20 protein-coding genes are annotated in these 26,986 nt (G+C 59.7%); 16 read left to right on the forward strand and 4 right to left on the reverse strand.

From position 1 onward, the window contains the following. Positions 1–39: 39 nt before the first annotated feature. Positions 40–594 carry a glutathione peroxidase gene (locus tag VK574_RS06235; protein ID WP_472798962.1) on the forward strand — a complete coding sequence of 185 codons (555 nt, stop codon included), beginning with the start codon at positions 40–42 and terminating at the stop codon, positions 592–594. Here VK574_RS06235 and VK574_RS06240 read toward each other — a convergent pair. Beyond that, positions 569–3,988 carry an ATP-binding protein gene (locus VK574_RS06240; RefSeq protein WP_472798963.1) on the reverse strand — a complete coding sequence of 1,140 codons (3,420 nt, stop codon included), beginning with the start codon at positions 3,986–3,988 and terminating at the stop codon, positions 569–571. The genes VK574_RS06235 and VK574_RS06240 overlap by 26 nt on opposite strands. Before the next feature lie 288 nt (positions 3,989–4,276). Here VK574_RS06240 and VK574_RS06245 point away from each other — a divergent pair, with 288 nt between their 5' ends. Next, a complete protein-coding gene (locus VK574_RS06245) occupies positions 4,277–6,397 on the forward strand; it encodes a thioredoxin domain-containing protein (protein ID WP_472798964.1) in 2,121 nt (706 codons plus the stop codon). 9 nt (positions 6,398–6,406) lie between these two features. Here VK574_RS06245 and VK574_RS06250 read toward each other — a convergent pair whose 3' ends face one another. Beyond that, complete coding sequence (locus VK574_RS06250; protein WP_472798965.1) at positions 6,407–7,429, reverse strand: mechanosensitive ion channel family protein; 1,023 nt, start codon at positions 7,427–7,429, stop codon at positions 6,407–6,409. Between the two features lie 660 nt (positions 7,430–8,089). On the opposite strand from VK574_RS06250, the gene VK574_RS06255 reads away from it, so the two are divergent. The 10 genes from VK574_RS06255 to VK574_RS06300 all read left to right on the forward strand — a co-directional run bounded on the left by VK574_RS06255 (position 8,090) and on the right by VK574_RS06300 (position 18,065). Beyond that, positions 8,090–8,593 (forward strand): hypothetical protein, encoded by a 504-nt coding sequence (locus VK574_RS06255; protein WP_472798966.1) that lies wholly within the window; start codon positions 8,090–8,092, stop codon positions 8,591–8,593. Positions 8,594–8,656: 63 nt separating this feature from the next. Beyond that, positions 8,657–9,157, forward strand: coding sequence for a hypothetical protein (locus VK574_RS06260; protein ID WP_472798967.1), 501 nt, complete (start codon positions 8,657–8,659; stop codon positions 9,155–9,157). A 46-nt stretch (positions 9,158–9,203) separates the two neighbouring features. Further along, positions 9,204–9,620 (forward strand): PIN domain-containing protein, encoded by a 417-nt coding sequence (locus VK574_RS06265; RefSeq protein WP_472798968.1) that lies wholly within the window; start codon positions 9,204–9,206, stop codon positions 9,618–9,620. 75 nt (positions 9,621–9,695) lie between these two features. Next, on the forward strand, positions 9,696–11,897 hold the full coding sequence (locus VK574_RS06270; RefSeq protein WP_472798969.1) for an alpha-ketoacid dehydrogenase subunit alpha/beta: 2,202 nt from the start codon (positions 9,696–9,698) through the stop codon (positions 11,895–11,897). A gap of 133 nt (positions 11,898–12,030) precedes the next feature. After that, positions 12,031–13,935, forward strand: a complete 1,905-nt coding sequence (locus VK574_RS06275) for an ABC transporter ATP-binding protein (RefSeq protein ID WP_472798970.1) — start codon at positions 12,031–12,033, stop codon at positions 13,933–13,935. A 2-nt stretch (positions 13,936–13,937) separates the two neighbouring features. After that, positions 13,938–14,837, forward strand: coding sequence for a YicC/YloC family endoribonuclease (locus tag VK574_RS06280; protein WP_472798971.1), 900 nt, complete (start codon positions 13,938–13,940; stop codon positions 14,835–14,837). Between the two features lie 48 nt (positions 14,838–14,885). Further along, complete coding sequence (gene gmk / locus VK574_RS06285) at positions 14,886–15,626, forward strand: guanylate kinase (protein WP_472798972.1); 741 nt, start codon at positions 14,886–14,888, stop codon at positions 15,624–15,626. Next, entirely contained in the window at positions 15,616–15,840 is a 225-nt protein-coding gene (rpoZ, locus tag VK574_RS06290; RefSeq protein ID WP_472798973.1) for a DNA-directed RNA polymerase subunit omega, read from the forward strand. Before gmk ends, rpoZ begins: the two co-directional genes overlap by 11 nt. Positions 15,841–15,963: 123 nt before the next feature. After that, positions 15,964–17,265 carry a bifunctional phosphopantothenoylcysteine decarboxylase/phosphopantothenate--cysteine ligase CoaBC gene (gene coaBC / locus VK574_RS06295; RefSeq protein WP_472798974.1) on the forward strand — a complete coding sequence of 434 codons (1,302 nt, stop codon included), beginning with the start codon at positions 15,964–15,966 and terminating at the stop codon, positions 17,263–17,265. A 5-nt stretch (positions 17,266–17,270) separates the two neighbouring features. Continuing rightward, on the forward strand, positions 17,271–18,065 hold the full coding sequence (locus VK574_RS06300; RefSeq protein ID WP_472798975.1) for a uracil-DNA glycosylase: 795 nt from the start codon (positions 17,271–17,273) through the stop codon (positions 18,063–18,065). Between the two features lie 59 nt (positions 18,066–18,124). On the opposite strand, the gene VK574_RS06305 is transcribed toward VK574_RS06300, so the two are convergent. Further along, positions 18,125–18,352, reverse strand: coding sequence for a hypothetical protein (locus VK574_RS06305; protein WP_472798976.1), 228 nt, complete (start codon positions 18,350–18,352; stop codon positions 18,125–18,127). A 471-nt stretch (positions 18,353–18,823) separates the two neighbouring features. Between VK574_RS06305 and VK574_RS06310 the strand changes: the two genes are divergently transcribed. From VK574_RS06310 to VK574_RS06325, 4 genes are all read left to right on the forward strand, one after another. Then, positions 18,824–19,387, forward strand: a complete 564-nt coding sequence (locus tag VK574_RS06310) for an RNA polymerase sigma factor (protein WP_472798977.1) — start codon at positions 18,824–18,826, stop codon at positions 19,385–19,387. 10 nt (positions 19,388–19,397) lie between these two features. Further along, positions 19,398–19,742: a hypothetical protein gene (locus VK574_RS06315; protein WP_472798978.1), complete on the forward strand. Its 345-nt coding sequence runs from the start codon at positions 19,398–19,400 to the stop codon at positions 19,740–19,742. A gap of 220 nt (positions 19,743–19,962) precedes the next feature. Next, positions 19,963–22,518, forward strand: coding sequence for an ABC transporter permease (locus tag VK574_RS06320; protein WP_472798979.1), 2,556 nt, complete (start codon positions 19,963–19,965; stop codon positions 22,516–22,518). Between the two features lie 203 nt (positions 22,519–22,721). Continuing rightward, complete coding sequence (locus VK574_RS06325) at positions 22,722–24,398, forward strand: M20/M25/M40 family metallo-hydrolase (protein ID WP_472798980.1); 1,677 nt, start codon at positions 22,722–22,724, stop codon at positions 24,396–24,398. Positions 24,399–24,488: 90 nt separating this feature from the next. On the opposite strand, the gene VK574_RS06330 is transcribed toward VK574_RS06325, so the two are convergent. Then, positions 24,489–26,984 carry an ABC transporter permease gene (locus VK574_RS06330; RefSeq protein WP_472798981.1) on the reverse strand — a complete coding sequence of 832 codons (2,496 nt, stop codon included), beginning with the start codon at positions 26,982–26,984 and terminating at the stop codon, positions 24,489–24,491. Positions 26,985–26,986 lie beyond the last annotated feature (2 nt).

Here is a 26,986-nt window from a genome sequence, read left to right on the forward strand (position 1 = left end):
AGTAAAGAGCAAACCGCAATTTTGTCAGGAGATTTCATTATGAGTACCGCTGTTTACGACGTTCCCGTGCACAAGATCACAGGCGAAGATGCATCGCTTGCCGAGTTCAAAGGCAAGGTTCTGCTTGTGGTAAACGTGGCTTCGAAGTGCGGCCTTACGCCGCAGTACGAGGGCCTCGAGAATCTGTATGAACAATTACGCGGCCAGGGATTGGTGGTGGCAGGATTTCCGGCGAACAACTTCAAGAGTCAGGAACCAGGCACGAACGAAGATATCCAGTCATTCTGCACGACGAATTACGCCGTGAGGTTTCCCATGTTCAGCAAGATCAGCGTAGCCGGCGATGACAAGCATCCGCTGTACAAGGTGCTGACGACCGCGCAGCCGAAGGCGATCAGCGTTTCAGAGGTTCCATTTCGCGAGAAGCTGAAGGGATACGGAATTGAGACCAACGCCGACCCCGAGGTGCTTTGGAATTTCGAGAAGTTCGTGGTGAGCCGCAAAGGCGAAGTAGTGAAGCGCTTTTCGCCGGATACGCTTCCCGACGCTCCGGAGCTGATTGCCGCGATCAAGGAAGAACTGGCGAAGGAATAGCCGCTGGTTGGGTAAGCACCGGCGCTGGCGGCTCGGCCTGGGCAACGAGCGGAAAGAAGATCCGGAAGACGGTGCCGAAGCCGGATTTGGAACGCACGGCAACCCGGGCATTGTGCTTGTCGAGGATTCCCTTGGAGACCCAGAGTCCGAGTCCTGTCCCCGCTTCGCCCTTGGTTGTGACGAATGGGTGAAACAGTCGCTCGAACATGTGCTTGTCCATCCCGGTGCCACTGTCGGCGATGGTGACCGCAACGCCCTCGATCCCAGAGCGATCGCGCGCGGGATGCACCGCGAGGGCGAGGCGCCCTTTTGCCGGCAGGGCATCGAGAGCATTCGAAACAAGATTGGTGAAAACCTGCTGGATCTCTCCCGGGTGGCACAGGACCGCCGGTGCAGCGTGATAACGGCGTTCGATGGCAATGTTTCGCACTCGAATAGCGGGATCGTGAAAATAGATTACGGAATCGATAATCTCATCGAGGGCGGTAAAGGCGGGCGCAGTTCGCTGGCGATAGAACTTCAGGCTTCGTGCCGTGATGTGCGAAAGGCGCTGGAGTTCCTTGTCGGCGATTTCGAGCAGGTCTTTGGAACTCGAAGACAGGCCGGCATCGGTTTTGGCCAGAAAGAGCAGGTTAGTGACTGCCTCGAGGGGATTGTTGATTTCGTGCGCGATGCTTGCGGCAAGCCTGCCCGCGGCCGCCAACTGCTCTGACCGCCGCAGGGCCTGCTCGGCTTTGCGCGCTTCGGTGGTGTTGCGGCAGTAAAGGATGATGCCTTCTCCGGGCTGCGGATAGACGTAGAACTGAAACCACGTTTCATTTGCGGGAGCCGGGAAGAACTGTTCGAACTCGACGGGAACGCGCGCTTCCATGGCGCGACGGAGGTTGGAGTCGACTGCGCTCCCAATCAGGTCAGGATACAAATCCCATAGGCGCGCGCCCATGTGCGGTTCGCCGGAAAGCGCGGCGAGTTGCAGCGCCGCGGCATTCATGTAAGTGATGCGGTAGTCCCGATCGAGCGTGCAGAAAGCGACGGGTACGTGTTCGAGAGCCTCGCCTGCGAACTGGCGGGCGCGATTGATTTCCTGAGTCAACACGGCTTTTTGTTCGGCCGCCTCATGACGCATCCGCGCCATTTTCAATTGCGCATCGACGCGGGCAACCAGTTCGCGAGCGGTGAAGGGCTTGGTGAGGTAGTCATCCGCGCCGGCTTCGACGCCTTCAATGCGAGCTTCCTCGCCGGCACGGGCGGAGAGCATGATGATGGGAATGGTGGCGGTGCTAGGATCGTTGCGAAGTGCGGATAGCAGGGCAAAGCCATCCATTTCGGGCATCATGACGTCGGTCAGAACGAGCGCCGGGGGACGGCGGCCGACTTCTTCGAGCGCGAGTTTTCCGTTTGTGACAGACACGACCTCGAATTTTCCGGCCAGCAAGGAGCTGACATACTCGCGCATATCAGCGTTGTCATCGACCAGAAGCACAACCGGCTTGGCCGTGGCTAGTCCGAGCGAGGAGTCGTCGTCCTGATCGCCTGCTACTGAACCGGCGATCTGGCTTTTGAGCCGATCATGCCCGGGCATCCAGCCCAGGGCCTCCTGCACATACGCCACAGCGGTTCCCTGCACGACGAGCGGGCTGCTCGCATCCCGTTCGACACGACCATGGGTGAGATGCTCATGGCCGAAGGGCAGACTTACGCGGAAGGTGGTGCCGCGGTCCGGCTTGCTCTCAACAGAGATGGCGCCGCCGTGCATTTCAACCAGTTCACGAACCAGGGCGAGACCGATTCCACTGCCCTCGTGACTGCGACGGCGCGCTCCATCAATGCGGTTGAAGCGTTCGAAGAGATGGGGGATCTCGTTCTCGGCAATTCCAGTGCCGGTGTCGCGCACTGTGAGCTGCGCGCCGGTGTCATCCGCGGAGATTGAGACCTGGACTTCGCCGTCGAAGGTTGACTTGAGCGCGTTGGAGAGCAGGTTGAGAACGATCTTCTCCCACATCTCGCGATCGACGTAGACGGGCTCGCGCAAGGGCGGGCACTCGACGATCAGGTTCAAGCCAGCGCGCTCGACTGCGGAACGGAAGACGCTGGCGAGTTGAGCGGTGAGAACCGACAGATCCGTAGGCTGGTAATTGGCACGCATGCGGCCAACCTCGATGCGGACAAAGTCGAGGAGGCCATTTACCAGCTTGAGCAGCCGCAGGGCATTGCGGTGCAGCATTTCCAGCGACTCGGGCGAGGGAGGGACTTGGTTCAGCAGCGCATCCTCAATGGGGCCGAGAATCAGCGTGAGGGGAGTGCGCAATTCGTGGCTTACGTTGCTGAAGAAAGCGGTCTTGGCGCGGTCGAGATCGGTCAGTTCTTCAGCGCGTTTTTTCTCGGATTCATAGGCCTCGGCATTGGTGATGCTGGCGGCAATCTGGCCTGCAGCGAGATCGAGGAAGCCTTCATAGTTCGCATCACACTGGCGGTAGGGGTTCAGCGCGGCGATGAAGACGCCTGTCGGCTTCTCCTGGCCGCGCCGGAACATTGGGACGAGTCTTGCCTGGTTCGGAGGCTTGTTCCAGCCGCCGGTGGGCAGATCGGGAAGGAGATCGCCGAGCCGGTCGATGGTCATGGGGCGATTGGCGCTGAAGAGGATGTCGACCGGCCAAGAGCTGCTGAAGGATTCGGCATTGATCTCGCGCGGCGCGGCGGGATGACCGGGGTCGATGCCGGCTTGCGCGACGAGGGATAGAGTAGGTCCGCTGTTTTCGAAGGTGTAAACAAGTGCGAACGGAATGTCTTTCTGGCCGGTCAGGCCGCGCTCGATCGCGTCACAGACATCTTTCCTTGTATTGGCATTGACGAGAGCGCCGGCAAGGGAGGTGAGCGATGCAAGCTGCCGTTCGCCGCGCACGCGCAGGGTATCTTCCATCACCACGCACAGCATGCCATCGATCTTGTCGTTCGGTCCGGCAAGCGGACTGTACGAGAACGTATGGAAGGTTTCTTCGGAGTATCCGCTGCGCTCGAGAAACAGGCCGAGGGTTTCATCCCACGAAGCCTCTGCCGTGGTCATCACTCGCTCGATGCGCGGACCGACCTCGGGCCAGATTTCGTGCCACACTTCCGGCGCCGGCTTGCCCAGAGCCCAGGGATGTTTCTCGCCCAAAGTGACACGGGCGTAGGCGTCGTTGTACAGCATCGTCAGTTCGGAGCCCCAGGCCATCCACATCGGAAAGCGAGAAGTGACCAGGATGCGAACCGCCGCCTTGAGACTGTCGGGCCAGCAGGCAACGTGGCCGAGCGGAGTCGTCGACCAGTCGTAGGAGCTAATCAACTGGCTCATGACAGCGGCGGGCGGCATGGTGTCTTTTAGTGAGTTGGGCTGAGGAACATCTTCGTGCATCGGGTTCTCTCCGGCTTTCATTGACCCACAAGATCCCTTCAGCGTCGGATGTTCGGGCAAGGGTGGAAGAACCTGAATTCTCTCCGGGTTCATTTCCGGGCCCCCCGAATTCAGTTCCTGCCATTGACGCACTTAGATGCGCTAGCCCTCTCCTCTGTTGTTTGAGTGTCTTACCGAAAAAATCCGGAACACACGCAAGCCTGACGGCCGCGAGTCGGGGCGGCCGGCGAGTGGCAGGACGACGTTCTATCCGTGTATTCTCGGCCCATGCCCATGGAGCACAGATCGTTGTCTCCGGCCGCCAATCAACTGGAAGCAGCTTCCTCCTCTTACCTGCGTTCCGCGCGGCATCAGCCCGTGCACTGGTACCCATGGGGCGAAGCGGCCTTTGCGCGGGCGCAGTCTGAGAACAAGCCGATTCTTTTGGATATCGGTGCGGTGTGGTGCCATTGGTGCCACGTGATGGACCGGGAGTCCTACGAGGATCCTGAGATCGCCCGCATCATCAATGATCATTTTGTCGCCGTAAAGGTCGATCGCGATGAGCGTCCCGACGTGGATGCGCGCTACCAGGCGGCGGTTTCAGCCATCAGTCAGCAGGGCGGGTGGCCGTTGACCGGCTTTCTTACTCCCGATGGGCGGCCGTACTTCGGTGGAACGTACTTTCCGCGCGACGATCGCTACGGCCGTCCGGGTTTTGGACGGGTCTTGTTGACCATGTCACAGGTGTGGCAGGAGCGGCGCGAAGAAGCGCTGGAATCTGCCGCGAGTGTGATGGCCGCCATTGAGCATAACGAAAGCTTTTCGTCGCGGGGCGGAGACCTGGGCCTGGCCCTGGTCGACAAGATCGCAGCGTCGGCGGTTGCACAGTTCGATCCACGCAACGGGGGGTTCGGTTCGCAGCCCAAGTTTCCTCATCCGTCGATTCTGGATCTGCTGCTGGAGGTGGCGCTCAACCGCGACAATGCAGAAGCGCACGAGGCCTTTACGGTCACGCTTGAGCGGATGGCGCGCGGCGGCGTGTACGACCAACTCGCGGGCGGATTTCATCGATATAGCGTTGACGAACGCTGGGTGGTGCCGCACTTCGAGAAGATGCTCTATGACAACACCGAGCTGCTGCGCAATTACGTGCATGGATTCCAGAGTTTTGTGCGGGATGACTTCCGCCAGACAGCGGAGGAGATTGTTGCGTGGCTCGATGCGGAGATGACCGATCGCGCGCGGGGGGGCTTCTATGCATCGCAGGACGCGGACATCAATCTGGACGACGACGGCGACTACTTTACGTGGACGCTGGACGAGGCGCGCGCCGTGCTCGAAGCCAATGAGCTTGCCGTGGCTTCGCGCTATTGGGATATCGGCGAACTCGGCGACATGCATCATAATCCGGCGAAAAACGTGCTCCATCGCAACTTCACGATTGACGAAGTGGCCGCTCAGTGCGGCCGATCGCCGGAAGAGGTGCAGGGGCTCATCGCCTCGGCGGGGGCCAAGCTGTTGGCAGCGCGCGCCAAGCGTCCCACGCCGTTTATCGATAGAACCTTGTACACCGGCTGGAACGCGATGGCGGTAACAGCCTATCTGGAGGCGGCCCGGGTATTGCGCACCGAGTCTTCGCGTGCGTTTGCACTGCTCACGCTCGATCGGCTTTTGTCTGAGGCGTGGGACGGAGCGGAGTCGCTTCAGCATGTAATCGCCTACGGCGAATCGGACAGCGCCATGCACGCAGAGCGAGTCGCGGGCACGCTCGACGATTATGCCATGACGGTGCATGCGTGCATTGATGGCTGGATCGCAAGCAGTGACATGCGGTATTACCGGGCAGCGGTGAAACTGGCCGATGCCATGATCGTGAAGTTCTACGACCGGACCGCGGGGGCTTTTTTCGACTCCGCTGCGGGGACGGATGGGACAACTCCGCTTGGGGCGCTGACTGCACGGCGCAAGCCGATGCAGGATTCACCGACGCCGGCAGGGAATCCGACGGCCGCCGCAGCGTTGCTGCGCCTTGAGGAGTTAAGCGGGCACAAAGAGTATCGAGAAATCGCGGAGGAGACGCTCGAATCGTTTGCGGGGATCGTGGAGCATTTTGGTCTCTATGCAGGTAGCTACGGGCTTGCACTCGAACGACTGATATTCGATCCGGTGCAGGTAGTGATTGTCGGGAGCGGCCCCGAAGCGGACCAGCTTGAAACCATCGCCGTGGCGGGCTTTGCTCTGAACAAGGTTGTGATTCATTTCACGCCACAGCAGGCGGTTGCAGACGGACTTCCGGAAGCGCTCTCGGAGACGGTGCTGCAGGTTCCCCGGCCTGAGGGGAATGAAGCCTGGGCGCTGGTCTGTCGCGACCGGGTATGCATGCCGCCGGTGACCGATGCGGAGGCCCTGCTCGAGGCACTTGGCTAAAAGATAACCTCATTCACCGCTAAATGGATTGGACTCCTGCGGCTTGACCGTTGTGGGGTCATGTTTTGCCTCTGGAGCACCCTCCGCACTTGCGGGGCGCTGAGCGGTTTCCGCACTGCCGGTGTAGACGCGATAGGGATCGCCCGGCAGCATTTGGTTCTCTTCGAGCGCCAGCCGGACGCGACGCCTGAACTCGCGTACCGGCGCGTACTGCTGGGTTGCACGAGTCTTGAAGACGACGGGGAAGATCAGCTCCGATCCTTTCACCGCGTCGACTCCAAGCACCTGCGGATCGGCAATGAACAAGTTCTTGAAATCGTCGCTGTTGCGGACACCCATTGCGATGGTCTTCAGCAGTTCTGTCACCTTGTCGGGGTTTGCCGAGAAATCGACGCTGACATTAACGGTGGCTACCGAGTAGTCGGCGCTCATGTTGGCTACAGTTGTGATCTGCGAATTTGGAATGACATACAGGGTGCCATCGCCATCGCGCAGTGTGGTCTTGCGCAGGGTCATGGATTCAACGACACCTGAAACACCGGCGATCCTGATGGTGTCGCCGACGTTGAACTGGTCTTCGAGGAGAATCAAGATTCCGTTGAGCATGTCGCGCACGATGTTCTGTGCAGCGAGGCCGATGGCGACGCCTGCAACTCCGGCCGAAGCCAGCAATGGGGCCAGATTGACGCCGATTGCCGCGAGGAATTGCATGGTAACGATTGCGGCGATGATGGTCACGCCGGTGGCGCGCATCACGCCTGCCATTGTCCTGACCTGCGCGATACGGCTATGCGCGACCGCGTGCGATTCGGCGATGCGAACCATCCGGGTCGTAATAATGCTTAATACCCTGTAAAGCGCGAATCCGATCGCCGCGGCGATGACCAGGTGCGGCAGCTTGAGACGGACGAATTCCTGGGTGTCGGAGATCCATTCATCCAGCACCTTGCCCAAAAATCGACCTTCCGCAAACCAGCCGGACCGGACTGCCAGAGCGAAAGCGAGAAATCTCTCGACCAAAAAAGCAAGCATACAAACTCCTCTTTTCAGTATCTATATTTTGCAGAAGTGGGGCGCTCGCACTGCCGACGGGCTCCTCAAGAGACTACGACCGACACGAGCTTCGAATCGAATATGGCCTGAGGAACTGTATGGAATCACTTGACCGGCACTCTCTTCTTTTCGCCGGGTCTGGCGCGGTATTTTGCCACACAAAGCGCCTCGGGCGGTCAACCGTTAAGATCCACTGCCTGATGGCGATTTTATTGCTGGTCGGTGCGGCAAACTCCGGACGTCCGGATGACATGTTGATGAAATCAGGAATTTTGGACTTGCACACTTGACTCTGGCGAACAATGGCCCGGGGACGCATGCGCAAATCCGTGCTTCGGGAAAGCGTCTCAAAATCAATATTGATGGATTCAACAGGCAGCGGGACATAGAGATTGCGAAAGACAGCAGAAAACTGCTTTCATTAGCCATTGCTCTTAAGGCGGAATTGGATCGAAACCCAGGCGACAATCCGACGTCCGCCGCCGTGAGCAAAGCGAGAGCCATTGAAAAGCTCGCGCGGGATGTGAAGCGAAAGATGCAAATGACTCCCGAACTTGGACCTCTTTAGCTTCTTTTTGCTTGCAGACGATGTAACGGATGCGGCACATAATAGAGATGTGCCTCGACCAGGAGGTTCAAATGCGATCGGATCAATCTCTCAACGTTTCTCCGGCCCGTGAGAACATCGGTTTCAAAGCTAGGGAACCGCGTCAATCGGGCGGACCCCTGTGGACACGCGCCTGCGTGGGCCTGGTGTTTGCCGCGGCATTCACGTGTGTTGCGCAGAACGGGCAGCCTGCAGCAGCCCCGGCGGCACAGCCAAATGCGATTCCCCAGGCTCAGACCAGTTCGCCAGCTAGCGCGAAGCCGGTGGCCGATCCCCTGGACAAGCCACGCGGTGAAGAGTCTAGTCCGCAGCCCCAATCACCACCGTCACCCCCATCACCACCGGATAGCCAGCGGCGTAAGCAGATCTCAACTGAGAGCACACAGTTGCTGGCGATGGCGGTTGAATTGAAGGCCGAAGTGGACAAGACGAACAAGGACACCTTGTCAATGAACGTGATTCGCAAGGCAGATGCGATTGAAAAACTCGCGAAGACTGTCAAAGAGAAGATGAAGCAGAGTTCGGGGCCAGGTTAAGGCGCTTGAATCGTGGCTATTGGCGAAATTGGTCATCCCGATGGATCGAGTGAACAATTGCGAATGCAACGGTTGCTCAGGCAGCGGTTCCAGGAAGAAGAAAGCAAGGTCAGCGTGCAGATTCGGCTACGCCATCAAGACGATACGAAACTTGGCTACGGCATCGCTCGGTATGGAGTTCGGATCGGGAGGGGTCTGATTATTTCCAGCTGCATCGCTTGGGTATCCCTTCCCGCGTTCGCCGGTTCGCCCCAGGTGGGAGCGGCGCAGGGACAACCTCGCCCGATCGTGATCCCCAACCGCACGCTCGATCCGCACGAATTGAACGACCTGGAGCGGAAGGACGCGAAACGGCGGAATCTGGATGCGGCCAACGCGGCGCGCAAGCGCGTTATCGACGATGAAACCAACAGGTTGTTGATTCTGGCACGGGATCTGAAAGCCAAGACAGACAGGCTTGGCACTGGCACGCTTACACCGACCATGGTGCGGGAGGCCGAAGTGATCGAGCTTCTGGCCAACGATGTAAAAGAAGAGATGAAGCTGACCGTGAACGCGGATTGAGGGCCTTAGGGGGCCCGAAGGGATGAAGGTCAGGCCGGGACGCAATATGGCATTAGCAGCAGCTGCCGCGGTGGTCTTTGCCGCGGCCCTGCTGGGTTGGGCGCAATACGCGCCTTCGGGCGGTGGCCCGCTTGGCAACCTTCCCGGCACCCGCCCAGGGAGCGACATGGACCCAACGATCGAGATGAATCCAATTTGGGGAGAAAAGCGTCTACGGGCAATGAATGTCGAACGCCACAAATCCGTGGTATCTGACACAGACAAGCTGCTTAAACTGGCCCGTCAACTGGATGCGGAAATTGCATCTAACTCCACGGACGAACTGACTGACCAGGAATTGCACAAGGTCGCGGAGATCGAGAAGCTGGCACACAACGTGAAAGCCAAGATGGCTCAATCGTTTGGGGACAGTCCGGGATTTCGTCCAGCGCCGATTCCAGTGGGTGGTTCGGGTCGGCCGTGAGGGTTGCTACAATCTTTCCGTAGAAATATATACACTCGGAAAGCTCGAGAGAACCTGAACCTTGGAGTGAGATACATGGGACTTGCGGTTTCCAGCGCTCATGCGCCGACGACGGCTAATGCCACAGGCCGCCTGGGCTCACAGGAACTGATTCAGATATATCGGCTCATGTACCTGTCGCGCCGGATCGATGACCGCGAGATCTTTCTCAAAAAGCAGCAGAAGACATTTTTCCAGATATCCGCTGCCGGACATGAGGCGTTGCAGGTGGGAGCGGCGCTGGCCCTCAAGCCAGGATACGACTGGTTCTTTCCCTACTATCGTGACCGCGCACTTTGCCTGGCGTTGGGTGTGACTCCCACGGATATGTTTCTGCAGGCGGTGGGAGCGGGCACGGATCCCGCGAGCGGCGGACGGCAGATGCCGACGCACTGGAGCAGCGAGCCCCTGAACATTGTGAGCACGTCCTCCTCGACGGCGACGCAGATTCTGCACGCGGTGGGATGCGCCGAGGCCGGCCGCTACTTCACCCGCCACCCCGAGGCCGCCGCCAAGGTTGAAGGGGATTATCGCGCCTTTCGCGACGTCAAGTTTCACGGGGACGAAGTCGTGCTGGCGTGCGTGGGAGAGGGCTCGACTTCGCAAGGCGAGTTCTGGGAGGCGCTGAATACGGCTTCGAACCGCAAGCTACCGGTCATCTTTATGGTGGAGGATAACGGCTACGCGATCAGCGTTCCGGTCGAGGTGAATACGCCGGGTGGCAACATTTCGCGTCTTGTAGCCAATTTTCCGAATTTCCATTTTGCCGAAATTGACGGCACCGATGCCGAGGCGAGCCTGCGGGCATTCCAGGCCGCAGCGGAGTACTGCCGGGCAGGGCATGGACCGGCTTTCGTTCACGGGCACTGCATCCGCATTTATTCGCATTCGCAGTCAGACGATGACAAGCTTTATCGGTCGGCTGCCGAGCGTGAAGCGGATGCGATGCGCGACCCAATTGCGAAGATGCAGATGCGCCTGCTGCGCGAGGGGATTCTGACGGACGGTCAGATCACCGCACTCGAAAAAGAGGCGGAACACGAAGCGGAAGAGGCGGCGGAGCGGGCTTTGGAGGCACCCCTGCCGGAGCTTGCGAGTATTCCGCGCCACGTGTATTCGGAGGATCTCGATCCGACGCGCGCAGTGTTTGCGACGGAGACGGTTCAGGCGGTGGGCACCCGACCTGGAAAGTCCGCGAGCGCCAAAGGCAGCGGACCGCGCACCATGGCCGACCTGATTAACTACTGTCTTCACGATGAGATGAGCCGCGACCCGCGGATCATTGTTTACGGCGAAGATGTGGCTGATGCCAGCCGCGAAGAGGCGCTTAGCGAAGTGAAGGGCAAGGGCGGAGTCTTCAAGCTGACGTCTGGTCTGCAGAAGGCGTTTGGGTCGGAGCGCGTGTTCAATTCACCGTTAGCCGAAGCCAATATCGTGGGACGTGCCGTGGGGTATGCGGCGCGCGGCATGAAGCCGGTTGTCGAGATTCAGTTCTTCGACTACATCTGGCCCGCCGTCCACCAGATTCACAACGAACTCGCGTTGATGCGCTGGCGATCGAACGGGGGATGGGCTGCGCCGGCAGTGATACGCGTGCCTATCGGCGGATACCTCACGGGCGGCGCCATCTATCACTCGCAGTCGGGTGAGAGCTTCTTTACGCATATTCCGGGATTGCGCGTCGTGTTCCCGTCGAATGCGCTCGACGCCAACGGATTGCTGCGCACGGCGATTCGGTGCGATGACCCCGTGCTCTTCCTCGAGCACAAGAGGCTTTATCGCGAGTCGTATGGACGCGCACCATATCCTGGGCCGGAGTTTGCGATTCCGTTCGGGAAGGCAAAGATCGTACGTCCCGGGCAGCACATGACGTTGATCACATACGGGGCGCTGGTTCCTCGCGGGCTGCAGGCGGCGCAGACGGCCAGCCGAGAGCAGGGCATTGAAGTTGAGGTGATCGACCTGCGCACCCTGAGCCCGTATGACTGGGAAGCGATCGCCACGTCGGTTCGCAAGACCAGCCGCGTCATCGTGGCACACGAGGATATGTTGAGTTGGGGATACGGTGCCGAGATTGCGGCCCGTATCGCAGATGAGCTCTTTGACGACCTGGATGCTCCGGTCAAGCGCATCGGAGCGATGGACACCTTTGTCGCGTACCAACCGGTGCTTGAAGACGCGATTCTGCCCCAGCCGGACACGGTTCTCAAGGCCATCCACGAGCTGCACGCGTACTGAGTTTTGCAGTCCGGGCGGGGAAACGAAGCCGGTGGCGACCCGGATACAATGTGGGGATGGGCACCCATCCTGAACATCGCTGGCAGCGCCGAGGTTTCTGGCTGCTTCTCAGCCAGCGGGCGGAACCGGCCGCATGAGCAGTTTCTTTCGCTTAATCCGCTATGGGCTACCCTACTCATTTCAATGGGTGCTGGGTGTTGTCCTACTGGCTGCGGTTGGCGCCCTCGACACATTCCGTGTCTTGCTGCTGCAGCCCGTCTTTGACCAGGTGCTGCAACCCAATGCTCCCGAAGGTCCGATCATTCTGGGACTTCGCAACAGCCGATGGCACTTCGATCTGAGGGCGGTTGTTCCGCATTTCCTGCACATGCACAATGCGTGGACGGTTGTTGCGACGTCAATCATCGCGGCGACAATGGCGAAGGGAGTGTGCGACTATCTCGGCACCTACCTGGTGAACTACGCCGGGCTCGGGATGATTACCGACCTGCGGAATCATCTTTACGAGGCCACCATTCGCCGTTCGTCGAGCTTCTTTCACAAGCACGCAACGGGGACCATTCTTTCCACGCTCATCAACGACGTGGATCGAGTGCAACTCGCACTCAGCTCGGTGATCGGCGAATTCCTCCAGCAGTTCTTTACGTTCCTTGTCGGTATCGTCTTCGTGATTCGACTCGGCGGCTATTTGAGCTGGGCTCTTGTTCTGTTCATTCCAGTGGTGATTACTTCGGCACGGAAGATCGGCGGGGAAGTGCGCTCGCGGACGCGCACCGGGCAGGACAAGCTGGCGGAGATCCAGAACATCCTGCACGAAACCGTGACAGGCAATCGTATTGTGAAGGCGTTCAACACCGAAATATGGGAGATCCTCCGCTTCAAGCGCGCGGCCAAGCGTCTGTTCCGCGCCAACCTGCGCAATGTGCGCATCCAGTCGATCAGCTCCCCGTTGATGGACACCATTGGCGCGATCGCAATTGCCATGTTTCTTTTCATCGGCCGTAACGAGATCCTGCATGGGCGCATGACGATGGGACTCTTCGGCGCGTTCATCTTTTTGCTCTTCAAGCTATACGATCCCGTGCGCAAGTTCGCGTATTTCTATAACAGCTTCCAGCAGGCAATGGGCGCGTCGGCTTCGATCTTCGGTTTCTTCGATACCAAGGACGATGTGAAGGAGCGGCCGCACGCGGCAGCCATGCCTCAGTTTTCGAACTCGATCCAGTTTGAAAACGTCGGCTTCTCCTACTCGACCGAAAAGGGTGAAGAGCAAATCCTGCATAACGTCGATCTCGAGGTTCGCTCCGGTGAACTGCTGGCGCTTGTGGGTCCCAGCGGCGCAGGAAAGTCGACGCTCGTCAACCTCATTCCACGATTTTTCGATGTGACTTCGGGCCGCATCGTCATTGACGGGCGCGACATTCGCGAGATGACCCTGGGTTCGTTGCGCCGCCAGGTCGCACAGGTCACGCAGGAGACAATTCTCTTCAACGACACGGTGCGCAACAACATCGCCTACGGCCAGCCCGATACAAGAAATGAACTGGTGGAACAGGCGGCGCGCAACGCATTGGCGCACGACTTCATCATGCGCATGCCGCAAGGGTACGCTACGGTGATCGGGGAGAAGGGCTTCCGGCTCTCCGGCGGAGAAAAGCAGCGGTTGGCGATTGCGCGGGCCATCCTGAAGAATGCGCCGATTCTGATTCTTGACGAGGCAACCTCGGCACTCGACGCGGAAAGCGAATCGCTGGTGCAGGTCGCACTGTCAAACCTGATGCAAAACCGCACTGCACTGGTCATCGCGCACCGGCTCGGCACCATTCGTCGCGCCAATCGCATCGCTGTGCTGGAGCGTGGCCGCATTACCGCGGTCGGTCCGCATGAAGAGTTGCTGACCACATCCCCGACGTACCAGAGACTCTATCAATTGCAATTCATGGATATTCCGGAGCAGGAAGAAAATCCTGATGCGGAATCACGGGCTCTCGATCGGCTTTTGCAGCCGATGCTCTGGGCCGAGGCAGAGGAAAAGTAAGGATGCCTATTTACTCGATGACCGGCTTTGCCCGCACCCAGGTGCGCGTACACGATCAACTTTCTTACACGCTGAGCGTAAAGAGCGTGAATCATCGCTTCCTCGATATCCAGTTGCGCCTGCCCGCCGGGTTTGACGCGCTGGAGATGGAACTGCGCCGCGTGCTCAAAGAAAGCCTGATCCGCGGACACGTGGAACTAACCCTATCTGTCGATCGCTCGGTGCAGCAGAAGGCGGGCTATAACCGCGAGATGGTTGCCGGATATATCGATGCTTACAAGCAGGCAACGAAGGAGTTCCGAATCAAGGGCGAGCCCGATCTAAACGTGGCGCTGCGGATGCCCGGTGCACTGCAATCCGAGAATCGCAATAACTCGGAAGAGGATGTTGCAGCGCTAACCGAAAGTGTCGTGCGCGAGATCGGCCCTTTGCTTGAAGAACTGAAGGTGATGCGGGCACGCGAGGGCGAATCCCTCGAGGGAATTCTGCGCGCCTCTCTCGTTCGGCTTGCCGAGGCCGTGGACGGTGTGGTCGCGTTGCGCCCCGAGGTGGAGCAGCGCTACCAGGAACGCCTCACACAGCGCCTGATAGCAGCGACGGGAAACGAGTTCAACCGTCAGCGACTGCTCGAAGAGGTGGCTGTGCTGGTGGACCACAGCGATATCTCGGAGGAATTGGAGCGCATGGTTACGCACATCGGCCACTTTCGCGAGCTACTGACCGCGGGAGGCGAAGTGGGCAAGAAGCTGGACTTTCTGCTGCAGGAGATGAATCGCGAGGCCAATACGCTGCTCTCGAAGACCGGCGGCGTGGGAGGCAAGGGTACGCGTATCACGGAACTTGGTCTGGCCATGAAGGCCGATATCGAAAAGGCCCGCGAACAGGTTCAGAACGCAGAGTAGCAGTAACCAAAGTACAAGTCGATCGATGTACGAAAGGGACTAACGCGCGTGGCAGGAATTCTCTTTATCATCTCGGCGCCATCGGGCTCCGGCAAGAGCACACTGGTGAGCGAACTCCGCAAGCAGGTCAGCGGCGTCGATTTTTCCATTTCTTGGACAACGCGGCCCCCGCGCGGATCGGAAGAGCACGGGCGCGAATACTACTTCACCAGCCGCGAAGAATTCGAGCGCATGATTGCCGAGGGCAAGTTTCTGGAGCATGCCGGCGTCTTCGGCAATTACTACGGTACCGCACGGGGATCGCTTGACGAAGCACGCCGCCAGGGACACGACCTGCTGCTGGATATCGATGTGCAAGGTGCAGCGCAGGTTAGAACGGCAATGCCGGAAGCCGTGAGCATTTTTGTGCTGCCGCCAACCCCCAAGGTTCTGCGTACCCGGTTGCGCAATCGCAGCCGCGCAGAGGGCGTCATGGACGAGGCGGAACTCTACCGGCGCCTCAGCGAAGCCAGGAAGGAAATTGAGAATTATCGGGATTACAGCTATATTCTCATCAACGACATCCTTGACCGGGCGGTTGCGCAGCTTGAGGCAATTGTGCTGGCGGAGCGATACTATCGCAACGCCGAGCCTATCGCTTATCGTTCGAGCAGGGTGTTGGAGGTCGCCGCGGCCTGTCGACAGTCGAATTCGCGGGAGCGGCTTAAACCTGTGCTGGAAGCCTTCGGCATTGAAGGCGACTCCGGCCAGCAACAACTTCCTTTTGGAGAGGATCTCGATGACGATTGAAACCAGCTTCGATTCGAATTACCGCAAGGTACTCGTGGCAGCGCGTCGCGCACGTCAGATCCAGAGCGGCTCGGCCGCGCTCGTTGCCAGCCGTTCGACAAAAGCGTGCCGCATTGCACAGGATGAAATCGATGCAGGCAAGATTTCTTACGTCAAGAAGGAACAGCCTGTTGTGAAGCCATTGGTTGCGGAGAACGGGATTCCGATCCTGTAGCGAAGAGGATGTTTCTGTGATGATCGTTCGGGCGTTCGACGAGCCTGGCGATCAGCGTGTGCCTTTCTCATGCCGAGGGGGCACAATTCTCGGCTCAACTTGAAACGGACTACAATCGTAGATATGCGGGTAACAGTCGGCGTCTCCGGCGGCATTGCGGCATACAAAGCAGCGGAACTGGTACGCGCGCTACAGCGGCGTGGCATGGAAGTGCATGTGGTGATGACCGAGGCGGCAACCCGCTTTGTGCAGCCGCTTACGTTCGCGGCGCTCACCGGTCATAAGGTCATCAGCAGCATGTGGGACGACTCCGACAGTAACGAGGCCACCTACGAATCCTCGATTGAGCACATCGGGGAGGCGCAGTGGACCGAAGCGCTGGTGGTTGCACCCGCTACTGCCGATATTCTTGCCAAGTTCGCGCAGGGCATCGCTAACGATTTTCTGACCACGATGTATCTCGCCACGCCCTCGCCGGTGCTGGTGGCTCCGGCTATGAATGTGAATATGTGGCAGCATCCGGCGGTGCAGGCCAACGTCGACATCCTTCGCCAGCGCGGTGTGCGGGTCGTCGATCCCGGCATCGGCGATCTGGCCTGCGGCATGATTGGCGCCGGGCGCATGGCCGAGCCCGAGGCGATTGCCGACATTGTGTTTCAGTCCATGGGCCGTCGCAACGACCTTGCCGGGGAAACCGTTCTCGTTACCGCCGGCGGCACGCGCGAGGCGCTCGATCCCGTTCGCTACATTGGCAACCGCTCGAGCGGCAAGATGGGCTACGCGCTGGCCGATGCGGCGCAGAGCCGCGGCGCCCGGGTTATCCTCATCAGCGGACCGTCGGCGTTGCATCCGCCTGCGCGTTGCGAGGTTGTTCGTGTCACCACAGCCGAGGAGATGCGCAGAGCGGTGCTCGGTCGCATGGGCGAAGCCACCATGGTCATCAAGTCCGCTGCGGTCGCCGATTATCGTCCCGTCAACGTCTCCGATCAGAAGTTGAAGCGCTCCGGCCCGATGACGCTTGAGCTCGCGCCGACCGAAGATATTCTGGGCGAAGTGACCAGGCAGCGCCGTCCAGGCCAGCTCATCGTCGGATTCGCTGCCGAAACCCAGAACTCGATGGAGAATGGCCGCGCCAAACTGCTGCGCAAGGGTGCTGACGCTATGGTCGTCAACGATGTTTCGCGCGAAGGAGTCGGTATCGATGCGGACCGCAATGCCGCTACATTTCTGACAGCGTCCACGTCAATCGAAATGCCCGAGATGCCCAAACGCAAGCTCGCCGATCGCATCCTCGACGAGATTGCTGCGCTCCGCCGTCCGCGGCCCCTGGTGTTTGAGGTCGACGAAGGAACGCCGCCGCAGGAAAAAGTTCTCAGCGAGTCTGTCGCGCCGACCACCGCACGCCGCCGGATCATCGTGGAGTAGCCGCATTGCCTTCCCTTGACCCCGCAATCCGCGATGCGCTCGAAGCGCGCCTGCGATTCTACCGCGAACTCGGAGTAACCGATTTCTATCGCCGGGTCGTCGGCCCGTCACAGACAATCATTGCGGCATTCGAAACAGACACACTCAATGCCCCCCAGGAGGGAACGCCCATTCCGCCCCGCAAGCCCATGCAATCCCTGCCACCGGTTGCTCCTGAAGTCGCGCCCACGGACCGTGCGTCCGCACTTCAACTGATCCGCGAAGATATTGGTGACTGCACCCGATGCGCCCTCCACAAAGGCCGTAACAAGATCGTGTTTGCCGACGGCGACCCCAATGCGCGCCTGCTGTTTGTGGGTGAGGGACCGGGCGCCGACGAGGACGCGCAGGGGCTGCCCTTCGTGGGGCGAGCTGGACAACTGCTGAACAACATGATTGCGGCGATGGGGCTGAAACGCGAGGAAGTCTACATCGCGAACGTGGTCAAGTGCCGTCCGCCGCAGAACCGTACGCCCGAGCCCGAGGAAGCGAACACCTGCTCGCCGTTCCTTTTCCGCCAGATCGATGTGGTTCGGCCAGAGGTGATCGTTGCGCTCGGAGCGACTGCGGCGACGTATCTTCTAGGCCAGCGCCAGCCGCTGGCTGGTCTTCGAGGACGGATACACTCTTTCCGCGGGAGCAAGCTGATTGTGACCTATCATCCGGCATTCCTGCTCCGGGATCCGCGTCAGAAAAAAGAAGCATGGGCCGACCTGCAAATCGCCATGCGCGAACTTGGGCTGAAGGCGAAGAGTTCTTAGTGAGTAGTTTGGCGTTACCGCCTGCTGCGACGGTGCCTGAGGTTGCGGGAAGCATACGGCTACAGTGCGTAGATGACCAGGTAGAGATCTAGCACAAATCCACCGACAATGGACGCGGGGATGATGAGCCACCATTTCTTTCCGCTGGTGGCGGCCAGTGCGCCGAGTACGCATGACAACACGGCGGATGCGAAGGTGATGGGCGCGCGCCACTCGGGATAGGGCGGCACAAAGATGCTGGCAAATAGAACTGCGCTGGCAATTCCGGCTTTCGTGGATCTTTTCACGCGACACCTCCGCGGTTCGCGGTCAGTCCAATGATCGGTCGCAATTCGGATGTCGTGCAACCGATTGGGCCCGATCGCTGCGTCTGGGTCTCGAAGTGAAACCTCGGCCCGCGGGCTACCTGCGGCGGGATTTCGCCTTAGCCGTGGCCATGACTGCAAACGGTGGGGCGACCGTTATGAGTACGAGAACGACTACCATCACCAAACCGAACATATTCTGTACCAACCTTCCTCGGATTCAGCGTGGAACAGGGCAAGAATCGCGCGCCGCGACGACGATTAACCATCACTCTTTGGGATGAGTGAGTGCCCAAAAGGTTGCAGTATCGAGGTGAGTGCGCAACCTTGGGAGAGTGAAGCGCAATCCCGTAACCCAAGGTCAATCACTGGGTTAATGTTCTTCTGCGCCCGTCACTACAATATTTATGTCTCCCATTCGTCTGGTTAGGTAGATGGGTGGGCCGTCGAGCAATGATCGCGATGATCGAGCAAGACCGACAAATCGCGGAGGTCATTCGAGAGGAACGGCCCCGGCTGCGCAGCTTCATTCGCCGCCGCGTCGCGAATAACGCCGATGCGGATGATCTTCTGCAGGATGTGTTCTTCGAGCTGGTGGAAGCCTATCGCCTGCTGACGCCGATAGATTTTGTGACCGGGTGGCTTTTCCGCGTTGCGCGCAACCGCATCACCGACTTCTTTCGCAAGAAGCGGCCGGGCGCGTTCAGCGACGAATTGCTGGAAAACGAGGATGGCGAACTGCAGGACATGGGCGACCTGCTGCCTTCGCCGGATGCCGGTCCGGAAGCGCTCTACCTGCGCAGTGTACTGCTGGATGAGCTCAACGTGGCGCTTGGCGAACTGCCCGTCGAGCAGCGAGAGGCTTTTCTTGCCCATGAAATCGAAGGGCGCAGCTTCAAGGAATTGTCGGCCGAGAGCGGCGTGAGCGTGAATACGCTGCTCTCGCGCAAACGCTACGCGGTGCTACACCTACGCGAGCGATTGCAGCGGATCTATGACGAGTTTCAAGAGAAATGAGGAACATGCAATGAGAAAGAAATGGTGGATGTATCTGCTGATACCCCCCGTAATTGTTGTTTGCGGCTGGATATTCGGCGAGATTGTGATGCACCTGTGGAACTGGCTTCTGCCGCCGCTCTTCGGCTGGCACACGGTTGGATTCTGGCAGGCCCTGGGGTTGTTGGTCCTTTGCCGGATTCTGTTTGGAGGCTTTCGCAATGGCGCGCCGCGCGGTTCGAAGCGCAGCAGGCGGCGCTGGGCCGAACAGTGGGAGAACATGTCTCCTGAGGAGCGTGACCGGTTCCGGCAGAGTTGGAGATCGCGGTGTGGCGGCTTTCCAGCTACCCCGGGCGAAAGCAAGGAGCCTGCCTGAAAACGATTACTGGGCCGACCGAGAGTTCCCCAGGAGACGATTTCGTTTTGCCAACCAAAGTTGATTGTGTGAAAAATGCCGGGCTGATGTTGATAGCGGAAGGGGTGGAGAGTCACTGACGGTTGTGACAATATGAGTCATTTCAGTACAGCGAACTTCTTCGTTTCCATAAGCGTATATTCATTGCAATTCCCCGCGTAGAGGTCGTGAGAGGCTTGCGATGCGTACGTTGCGTCAGGATGTTCTCTATGCGTTGCGGCAAATGCGTTTGTCGCCTGTATTCACGCTGACAGCGATGCTGACCCTGGCGCTTGGAATCGGGGCGACCACGGCGATCTTCTCTTTGATCGACAGCGTGATGCTGAAATCTCTGCCAGTGTCCGAACCATCGCGCCTCTACCGAGTTGGCTCGGGAATGAACTGTTGCGGTCAGATCGGTCCACAAAAAGAGTGGGGGATCTTTCCCTACACGCTGTACCAGCGCATCGCGGCGAACGCGCCGGAATTTGAACAGACGGCTGCGTTCGAGGCATGGCACTCGGATTTCAGTGTGAGGCGCGCAGAAAACAACGATCCTGCCAAGCCTTTGCGCAGCGAGTATGTTTCCGGCAATTACTTTGCGACGCTCGGTCTGAAAGCTTATGCCGGGCGCAACCTGACCCCGGCCGACGATCAACCCGCAGCCGCGCCGGCGGCCATGCTAAGCCATCGCGTGTGGGCGCAGGAATACGGGTCCGACCCAAAAATTGTGGGTTCGACGTTCCTGCTTGACGGCCATCCTTTCACGATCGTCGGCATAACACCGCCGGGCTTCTATGGTGAAACGCTTCGCAGCGATCCTCCGGAACTCTTTGTGCCGCTGCAGCAGGAGCCCGCACTTACCGGTGGCAGCACCGTGTTGAAGACGCCGTTGGCATGGCTTCGCATCATCGGCCGGCTGCGTCCCGGCGCGCACACTGATGGCGTGGCCGCCAGGTTCACGACCATCATGCACACATGGCTTCTCTCCGACCTTGGCGCACAGTACCCGCAGTACCTCGATCAGCTCAAGGCCGCGTTGCCCGGCGAGACCATCAAGGTCATCCCGGCAGGCGGGGGCATTGCCGAGATGAAGGCAAGCTACGAGAGCAGCCTGCGGATGCTGATGGCGGTGTGCGGCCTGGTCCTGCTGATTGCCTGCGCAAACCTGGCAAACCTGCTGCTGGCGCGCGGATCGGCACGTGGAACGCAAGCCGCAGTACGCATGGCCGTGGGCGCGTCGAAGGTGCGGTTGGTACAGCAGTCCCTGACAGAGAGCGTGGTGTTGGCGGTGCTGGGAGGCGCAGCCGGCATTGTGGTTGCGTTCGTTGGCGTCAAGATCGTCGTCGCCCTTGCGTTTCATTCAGCAAAATTTGTGCCCCTTGATGCCAGGCCTTCGCTTGCGGTGTTGGGATTTTCATTTGCCATGGCGCTCGTTACCGGGCTGCTGTTTGGCGCGGCCCCGGCGTGGTTTGCATCGCGCACCAATCCAGCAATTGTGCTGCATGGCGCGGGACGAAGCACACGCGACGGCCGGGCGTTGCCGCAGAAAGCGCTGGTCGTTGTCCAAGCCGCCTTGTCCGTTGTGCTGTTAACGGGCGCGGGCCTGCTGACCCGCAGCCTGATGAAGATGGAGCATCAGAATTTCGGCTTCGAAACCGAACACCGCGTGAGTCTGCGCGTCAACGCGCCCTTCTCATCCTATTCACCGGAAAAGCTGGAGGCGACGTATCGCGCACTTCAAGATCGGTTGCAACGGATTCCCGGCGTGCAGGGCGCGGCGCTGGCCCTGTATACGCCCTTCACCAACAACTGGGATGCCATGATTGCGCGGCAGGGACAGGCCACCCTCGACGTCAACGGGGATAATGTTTCTTCGTGGGATCGAGTCAGTCCCGGCTATCTCGAGATGATGGGACAGCACATCCTGCGCGGGCGCAGCATCGCGCTAGGGGATTCGGCTTCGACCCCCGGAGTGGCGGTGGTGGACGAAGCCTTCGTGAAGAAATTCTTCAAGCCGGGCGAAGAGCCAATTGGCGCGCACTTTGGTATGAACGAAGTGCAGTACAGCAGTACGTACGAGATCGTCGGAGTTGTGCGCACCGCGAACTATACCGACCCCAGCGGGCACTGGAGACTGCCGCTGCTCTTTGTTCCGCTAGCCCAGCACGCACATTACACCACCGCCATGGCGCGTATGGTGGAAGACCGCTCGCACCTGATTGAAGGCGTAGTGCTTGATCTGCATGGAAGCATGCAGGGGCTGGAACCGCAGGTGAGACGCGCGTTCGCCGAAGTGGATTCGAACCTGACACTCGTCAGCATTCGCACGATGGAGGAGCAGGTTGCCGACCGCATGGACCAGGAGCGCACAGTGTCGCAACTGACGGGGCTTTTTGGCATCCTGGCATTGGTGCTGGCCGCCGTTGGTCTTTATGGCGTTACGGCATACGGGGTCGAGCGGCGCACCGGCGAGATTGGCGTGCGAATCGCCCTCGGCGCGAATCGTACCCAGGTTGTGGCGATGGTCCTGCGCGGCGCGTTTACGCAGATCCTGATCGGACTGGCAATCGGAATTCCGGTGTCGATTGGTTGCGCGCGGCTCATTGCTTCGCAGTTGTACGAAGTGAAGGGATGGGATCCGGTGGCACTGGGCGGATCGGTGACAGCGCTGGCGCTTTGCGCGCTGGTGGCAAGCCTGGTGCCGGCCCGACGGGCAGCGAAAATTAATCCGGTGCGCGCCTTGCGGGCGGAATAGGAGTGTATCCTCTCAATCTAGTCTGTTTTCCCAGGTCTCAGAATCGAGACCTGGGGCACCCACCCTGTGGCAGACATTTAAAATTCTTTCGTTGTGCCGGCCGTAATCCGTAAGCTACCTTTCATGAAAGCGGTCGTGCGCCGGTCCTCCCCCAGGCAATCCGGGCCGGTTCGCCGCTGATTCAGACATCGATGAGGTCACGGATGAGAATCGGGTTACGCACGACAGCAGCGGTGCAGCTTGCGCTGGCAGTCATATATTCCGGCGCGCTGGCACAGGCGGGCGACAATGCAACCACAGCAAGCGATCAGGCGCGCGGCGAGCAATGGTGGGCGCACGTGCGCGTGCTCGCTGATCCGGCGATGAAGGGCCGCCTTACCGGCAGTCCCGAATTTCTGAAGGCCTCGGCCTACGTTGTCGACCAGTTCAAGCAGTGGGGACTGAAGCCTGCGGGCGAGAACGGAACCTGGTATCAGCCGGTGCACTTCGACGTTGAACTCGTCGTCGCGGAGAAGTCATCGATGGCATTGGTGGCGGACGGAAAGGACGCACCGTTGGTGATTGGCGACGACGCCATCCTTGGCACGCGCCTGCAACAACCGGCGAGCATCAATGCACCGCTGGCGTTCATCGGATACGGACTGAACCTGCCGGAGTCCGGCTATGACGACTTCGACTCGAAGGAACTGCCGAAGGCTGCATTGAAGGGGAAGATCGTAGTAGTGGTGAACGGTGGGCCCGCCGACTTGCCGGGGCCGTTGAAGTCGTATGCACGCACTGCGCCGATGATCCGTGCGATTCGTGAGGCCGGGGCCGTGGGGCTGATCTCGATTCCGACGCCCAAGTCGATGGATTTCGGATGGCAGCGCATCGCGTCGAGTGCGTCGCAGCCAGGCATGCGGCTGGCGGCGATGGAGGGAGACGAGGCCGTTGGCGCGCAGCATCCGGCACTCGCTGACGACCATGGCACGTTGTTTACGGCCATGTTCAATCCGGCGCAGGCAGAGAAGCTGTTTGAAGGGAGCGGCCACAGCTTTGCGGATATCCTCGCGCTGGCTGATACGCAGAAGCCGCTGCCGCGCTTTGCGTTGACGAAGAGCCTGCGCGCGACGGTGGTAACCGAGAATACGCATGTCGAATCGCCGAACATTGCGGCGACGCTGGAGGGCTCGGACCCTGCCCTCAAATCGCAGTACGTCATCGTGTCGGCACATCTCGATCATCTCGGAGTGGGCGAGCCAATCCATGGCAAGACAATATACGCGGGCGCGATGGATGATGCTTCCGGCGTGGCCACGGTGCTGGAGACGGCGCGCGCGCTAAGCCAGCGAGAGCGACCGAAGCGGTCGGTGCTGTTCCTGGTGTTCACCGCTGAGGAGAAGGGATTGCTCGGGTCACGCTACTTTGCCGGGCGCCCCACGGTTCCGTCGGACAGCATCATTGCCGATCTGAATCTCGACATGTTCATGCCGATCTTTGCGCTGAAGAAGCTGCACGTGCAGGGGCTGGAGCAATCGACGCTCGGCGATGAGGCGCGGGCGGTTGGCGCGGCGCATCACATTGAGATTGCCGGCGATCCTGAGCCCGATCGCAACTCCTTCGTACGCACGGACCAGTACAGCTTTGTGCAGGCCGGCGTGCCTGCGCTGGCGATGAAGTTTGGATGGACGGCAGGATCACCTGAGTACAAGGCGTGGCGTGCATGGCTCGCAGAGCGGTATCACTCGACGGATGACGATTTGAATCAGCCAGTAGACCTTGCGGCTGCGGCGCAGTTCAATGCGTTCTTTGCGGATTTGGCACGGGCGGTAGCCAACGACGCGGGGCGGCCGCATTATCTGGAGGCGAGCTTCTTTCGGCGGTTTGAGTCGCGGGAGTGATGCGGAGGAAACAGCGCTCGATCAGTGGGGCTTGAACCCAGGTCTCAGAAGCGAGACCTGGGGCACCCAGATTCGCATCGAAGCTGCGTCTTATTCGCCACGCAGGGCTTGCATGGGATCGATGGATGCGGCGCGTAAGGCCGGTAGCGTGGATGCCGCAACGGCCAGCAGCAAAACGCCGATGGCGGCGAAGGTCATCACCAGGGGGTCGAAGGGGCTGACGCCAAACAGCATCGATCGCAGTAGTCCCGAGGCCGCGGCAGCACCAGCCAATCCAATCACACACCCGATCACGGCAAGCTTGGCACCGGACTCGATCACCAGGCGAACAATCGCCAGGCGCTGCGAGCCCAGCGTCATACGAATCGCCATCTCCTGCACGCGCGAGGCCACTGAGAACGCGATCACGCTATAGATTCCGAGCACAGCAAGAAGCACGGCGGCAAAGGCGAAGCTCGAGATGAGCACCGTATTGAATCGGCGCGAAGACTCGGACTCGGAAACCACCTGCTCCATGGTCTGCACCTGTGTGAGGGGCAGCAGGGGATCGATGGAGCGAACCGTGGCACGAAGAGCATTCTCCATCTGTTCGGGAGGAACCGCCGAGCGCAGCGCGATGTAGCCGCCGTTGCCATTGAGATCTCCCGGCTGGGCGAGCGAGCCGACGGCGTCTTCTTCCTGATCGACGGGCATGTAGTACTGTTTGGTGGCCGGATTGTCTGGCGAGAGGAGTTGGGTATCAGAAACCTCACCCACCACCGTTAGCCAAGGCGTCTGCATCTGCACTGTGCCGATGCGAATGCGCTTGCCGACGGGATCCTGGTTGGGCCAGTAGTGCTCTGCGAATTCATGATTGACGATCACGACGAGTTGGGTGCCCGCATGGTCGGCTTCGGTAAAGAAGCGTCCCCGCAAAAGACGAATACCCATGGCCGGAAAGAAATCGCCAATAACCTGGGTCACCGTCGAGAGGTTCATGCTCGCGCCTGGCGGCGCAGCGTATCCATCGACGACGAACGTCTGATTGTTATGCACACCCTGTGAAGGCAACATGCTGGTCAGTCCGACGGCCTGGACGCCCGGAAGTTGGCCGAGCTTGAGCATCAGTTCGCGATTGAAGGTGTCGATCTGCGATTGTTTCGCGTACTGCAACTGGGGCAGCGAATACGCTGCTGTGCTTACATGCTGTGGATTGAAGCCGAGATCGACGGCGCGCATCTTGTCAAAGCTGCGCAGAAGCAGCCCGGAAGCGGTGAGGAGAACGAGTGCGATGGCGATCTCGGCCACCACAAGCGTGGACCGCAAGCGCGCATGGCCTCCGCCGGCACTACCGGTGCGGCCGCCTTCTTTCAGATTGCTGTTTACGTTGGTGCGGATCGCAGCGAATGCCGGCGCCAACGCGCAGACGACTCCAGTCACGACCGCCAGTCCAAGCGCAAAGACGATCACCTGCCAACTAAGCGAAATCTCATTCACGCGCGGCAAGCTTTCGGGAAGCATGCTCTTGCCGACGCGAAGTGAAATGGCAGCGAAGATCAATCCGAGCACACCGCCGCCGACGCTGAGTAAGAGGCTCTCAATTATGGCCTGGCGGACGAGGGCCGAGGCACGGGCGCCCAGCGCGAGACGAACTGCAACTTCGCGTTGGCGGCGAATGGCGCGGACAAGCATCAACCCGGCGAGGTTAAAGCAGGCAATGAGCAGCACAACCCCAACTGCAAGAAACAGGATGCGCAGAAGGGATCGCGATTGCTGCACGGTTTCATCTTGCAAGGGGCGCACAAGGGCGTTGATGTGGAGATTGCCCATCATGGCCGGATATCCCCGCATAATCTCCTGCGCTACGCGATCTGCATCGCTTTGGGCCTGGGAGGGTGAGATGCCGGGCTTGAGCCGCCCGATCATCTGATAACTCCAGTTCGCCGCGGCCGCCGCCGCAATCTCGTCGGTTCTGAAACTCATGGGCACCCAAAGTTCTGAACGATTCAGTTGTCCGGGAATCAGTGGGAATTCAAAAGTGCGCGGCATGACGCCAATGACGATGTAGGCTTTGCGATCAAGCAGAATTTTGGTTCCGAGGACATTCGGATCGGCATGGAACCGGTTGCGCCAAGTCGCGTCGCTCAGCACGACCACCTTTTGATCATGCTCGTCTTCCTCTTTCGTAAACACGCGGCCAAGTTCCGGAGCGACACCGAGCGCACTGAAGACGCCCGCAGTGAGGCGCGAAGCATTCACTTGAGCGGGGTCGCCAGTTCCGGACAGTTCGTAGCCTGCTCCTTGATACCCGCCAAGAGCGGTGAAGCCGTGCGTATCGTGCGTGTAGGCTTTGATGTCGGGTACCGTCACACCGACTTCATCGCCACCGCCGCCGAGTTCAATGCCTTGCAGATGATCGGAGAGCACCATCAAGCGATCGGGATCGGGGAAGGGCAGTGGACGCAGCAAGACTCCTTCGACGATGGAGAAGATCGCGGTGGTGGCGCCGATGCCGAACGCGAGCATGAGAATTGCAGTGACGGTGAAGCCGAGCGATTTTTGCAATTGGCGGAGGGCAAATTTAAGATCAAGAAGGATTTTCTGCATGC

It is taken from the genome of Occallatibacter sp. (assembly GCF_035317045.1).
Lineage (GTDB): Bacteria > Acidobacteriota > Terriglobia > Terriglobales > Acidobacteriaceae > Telmatobacter.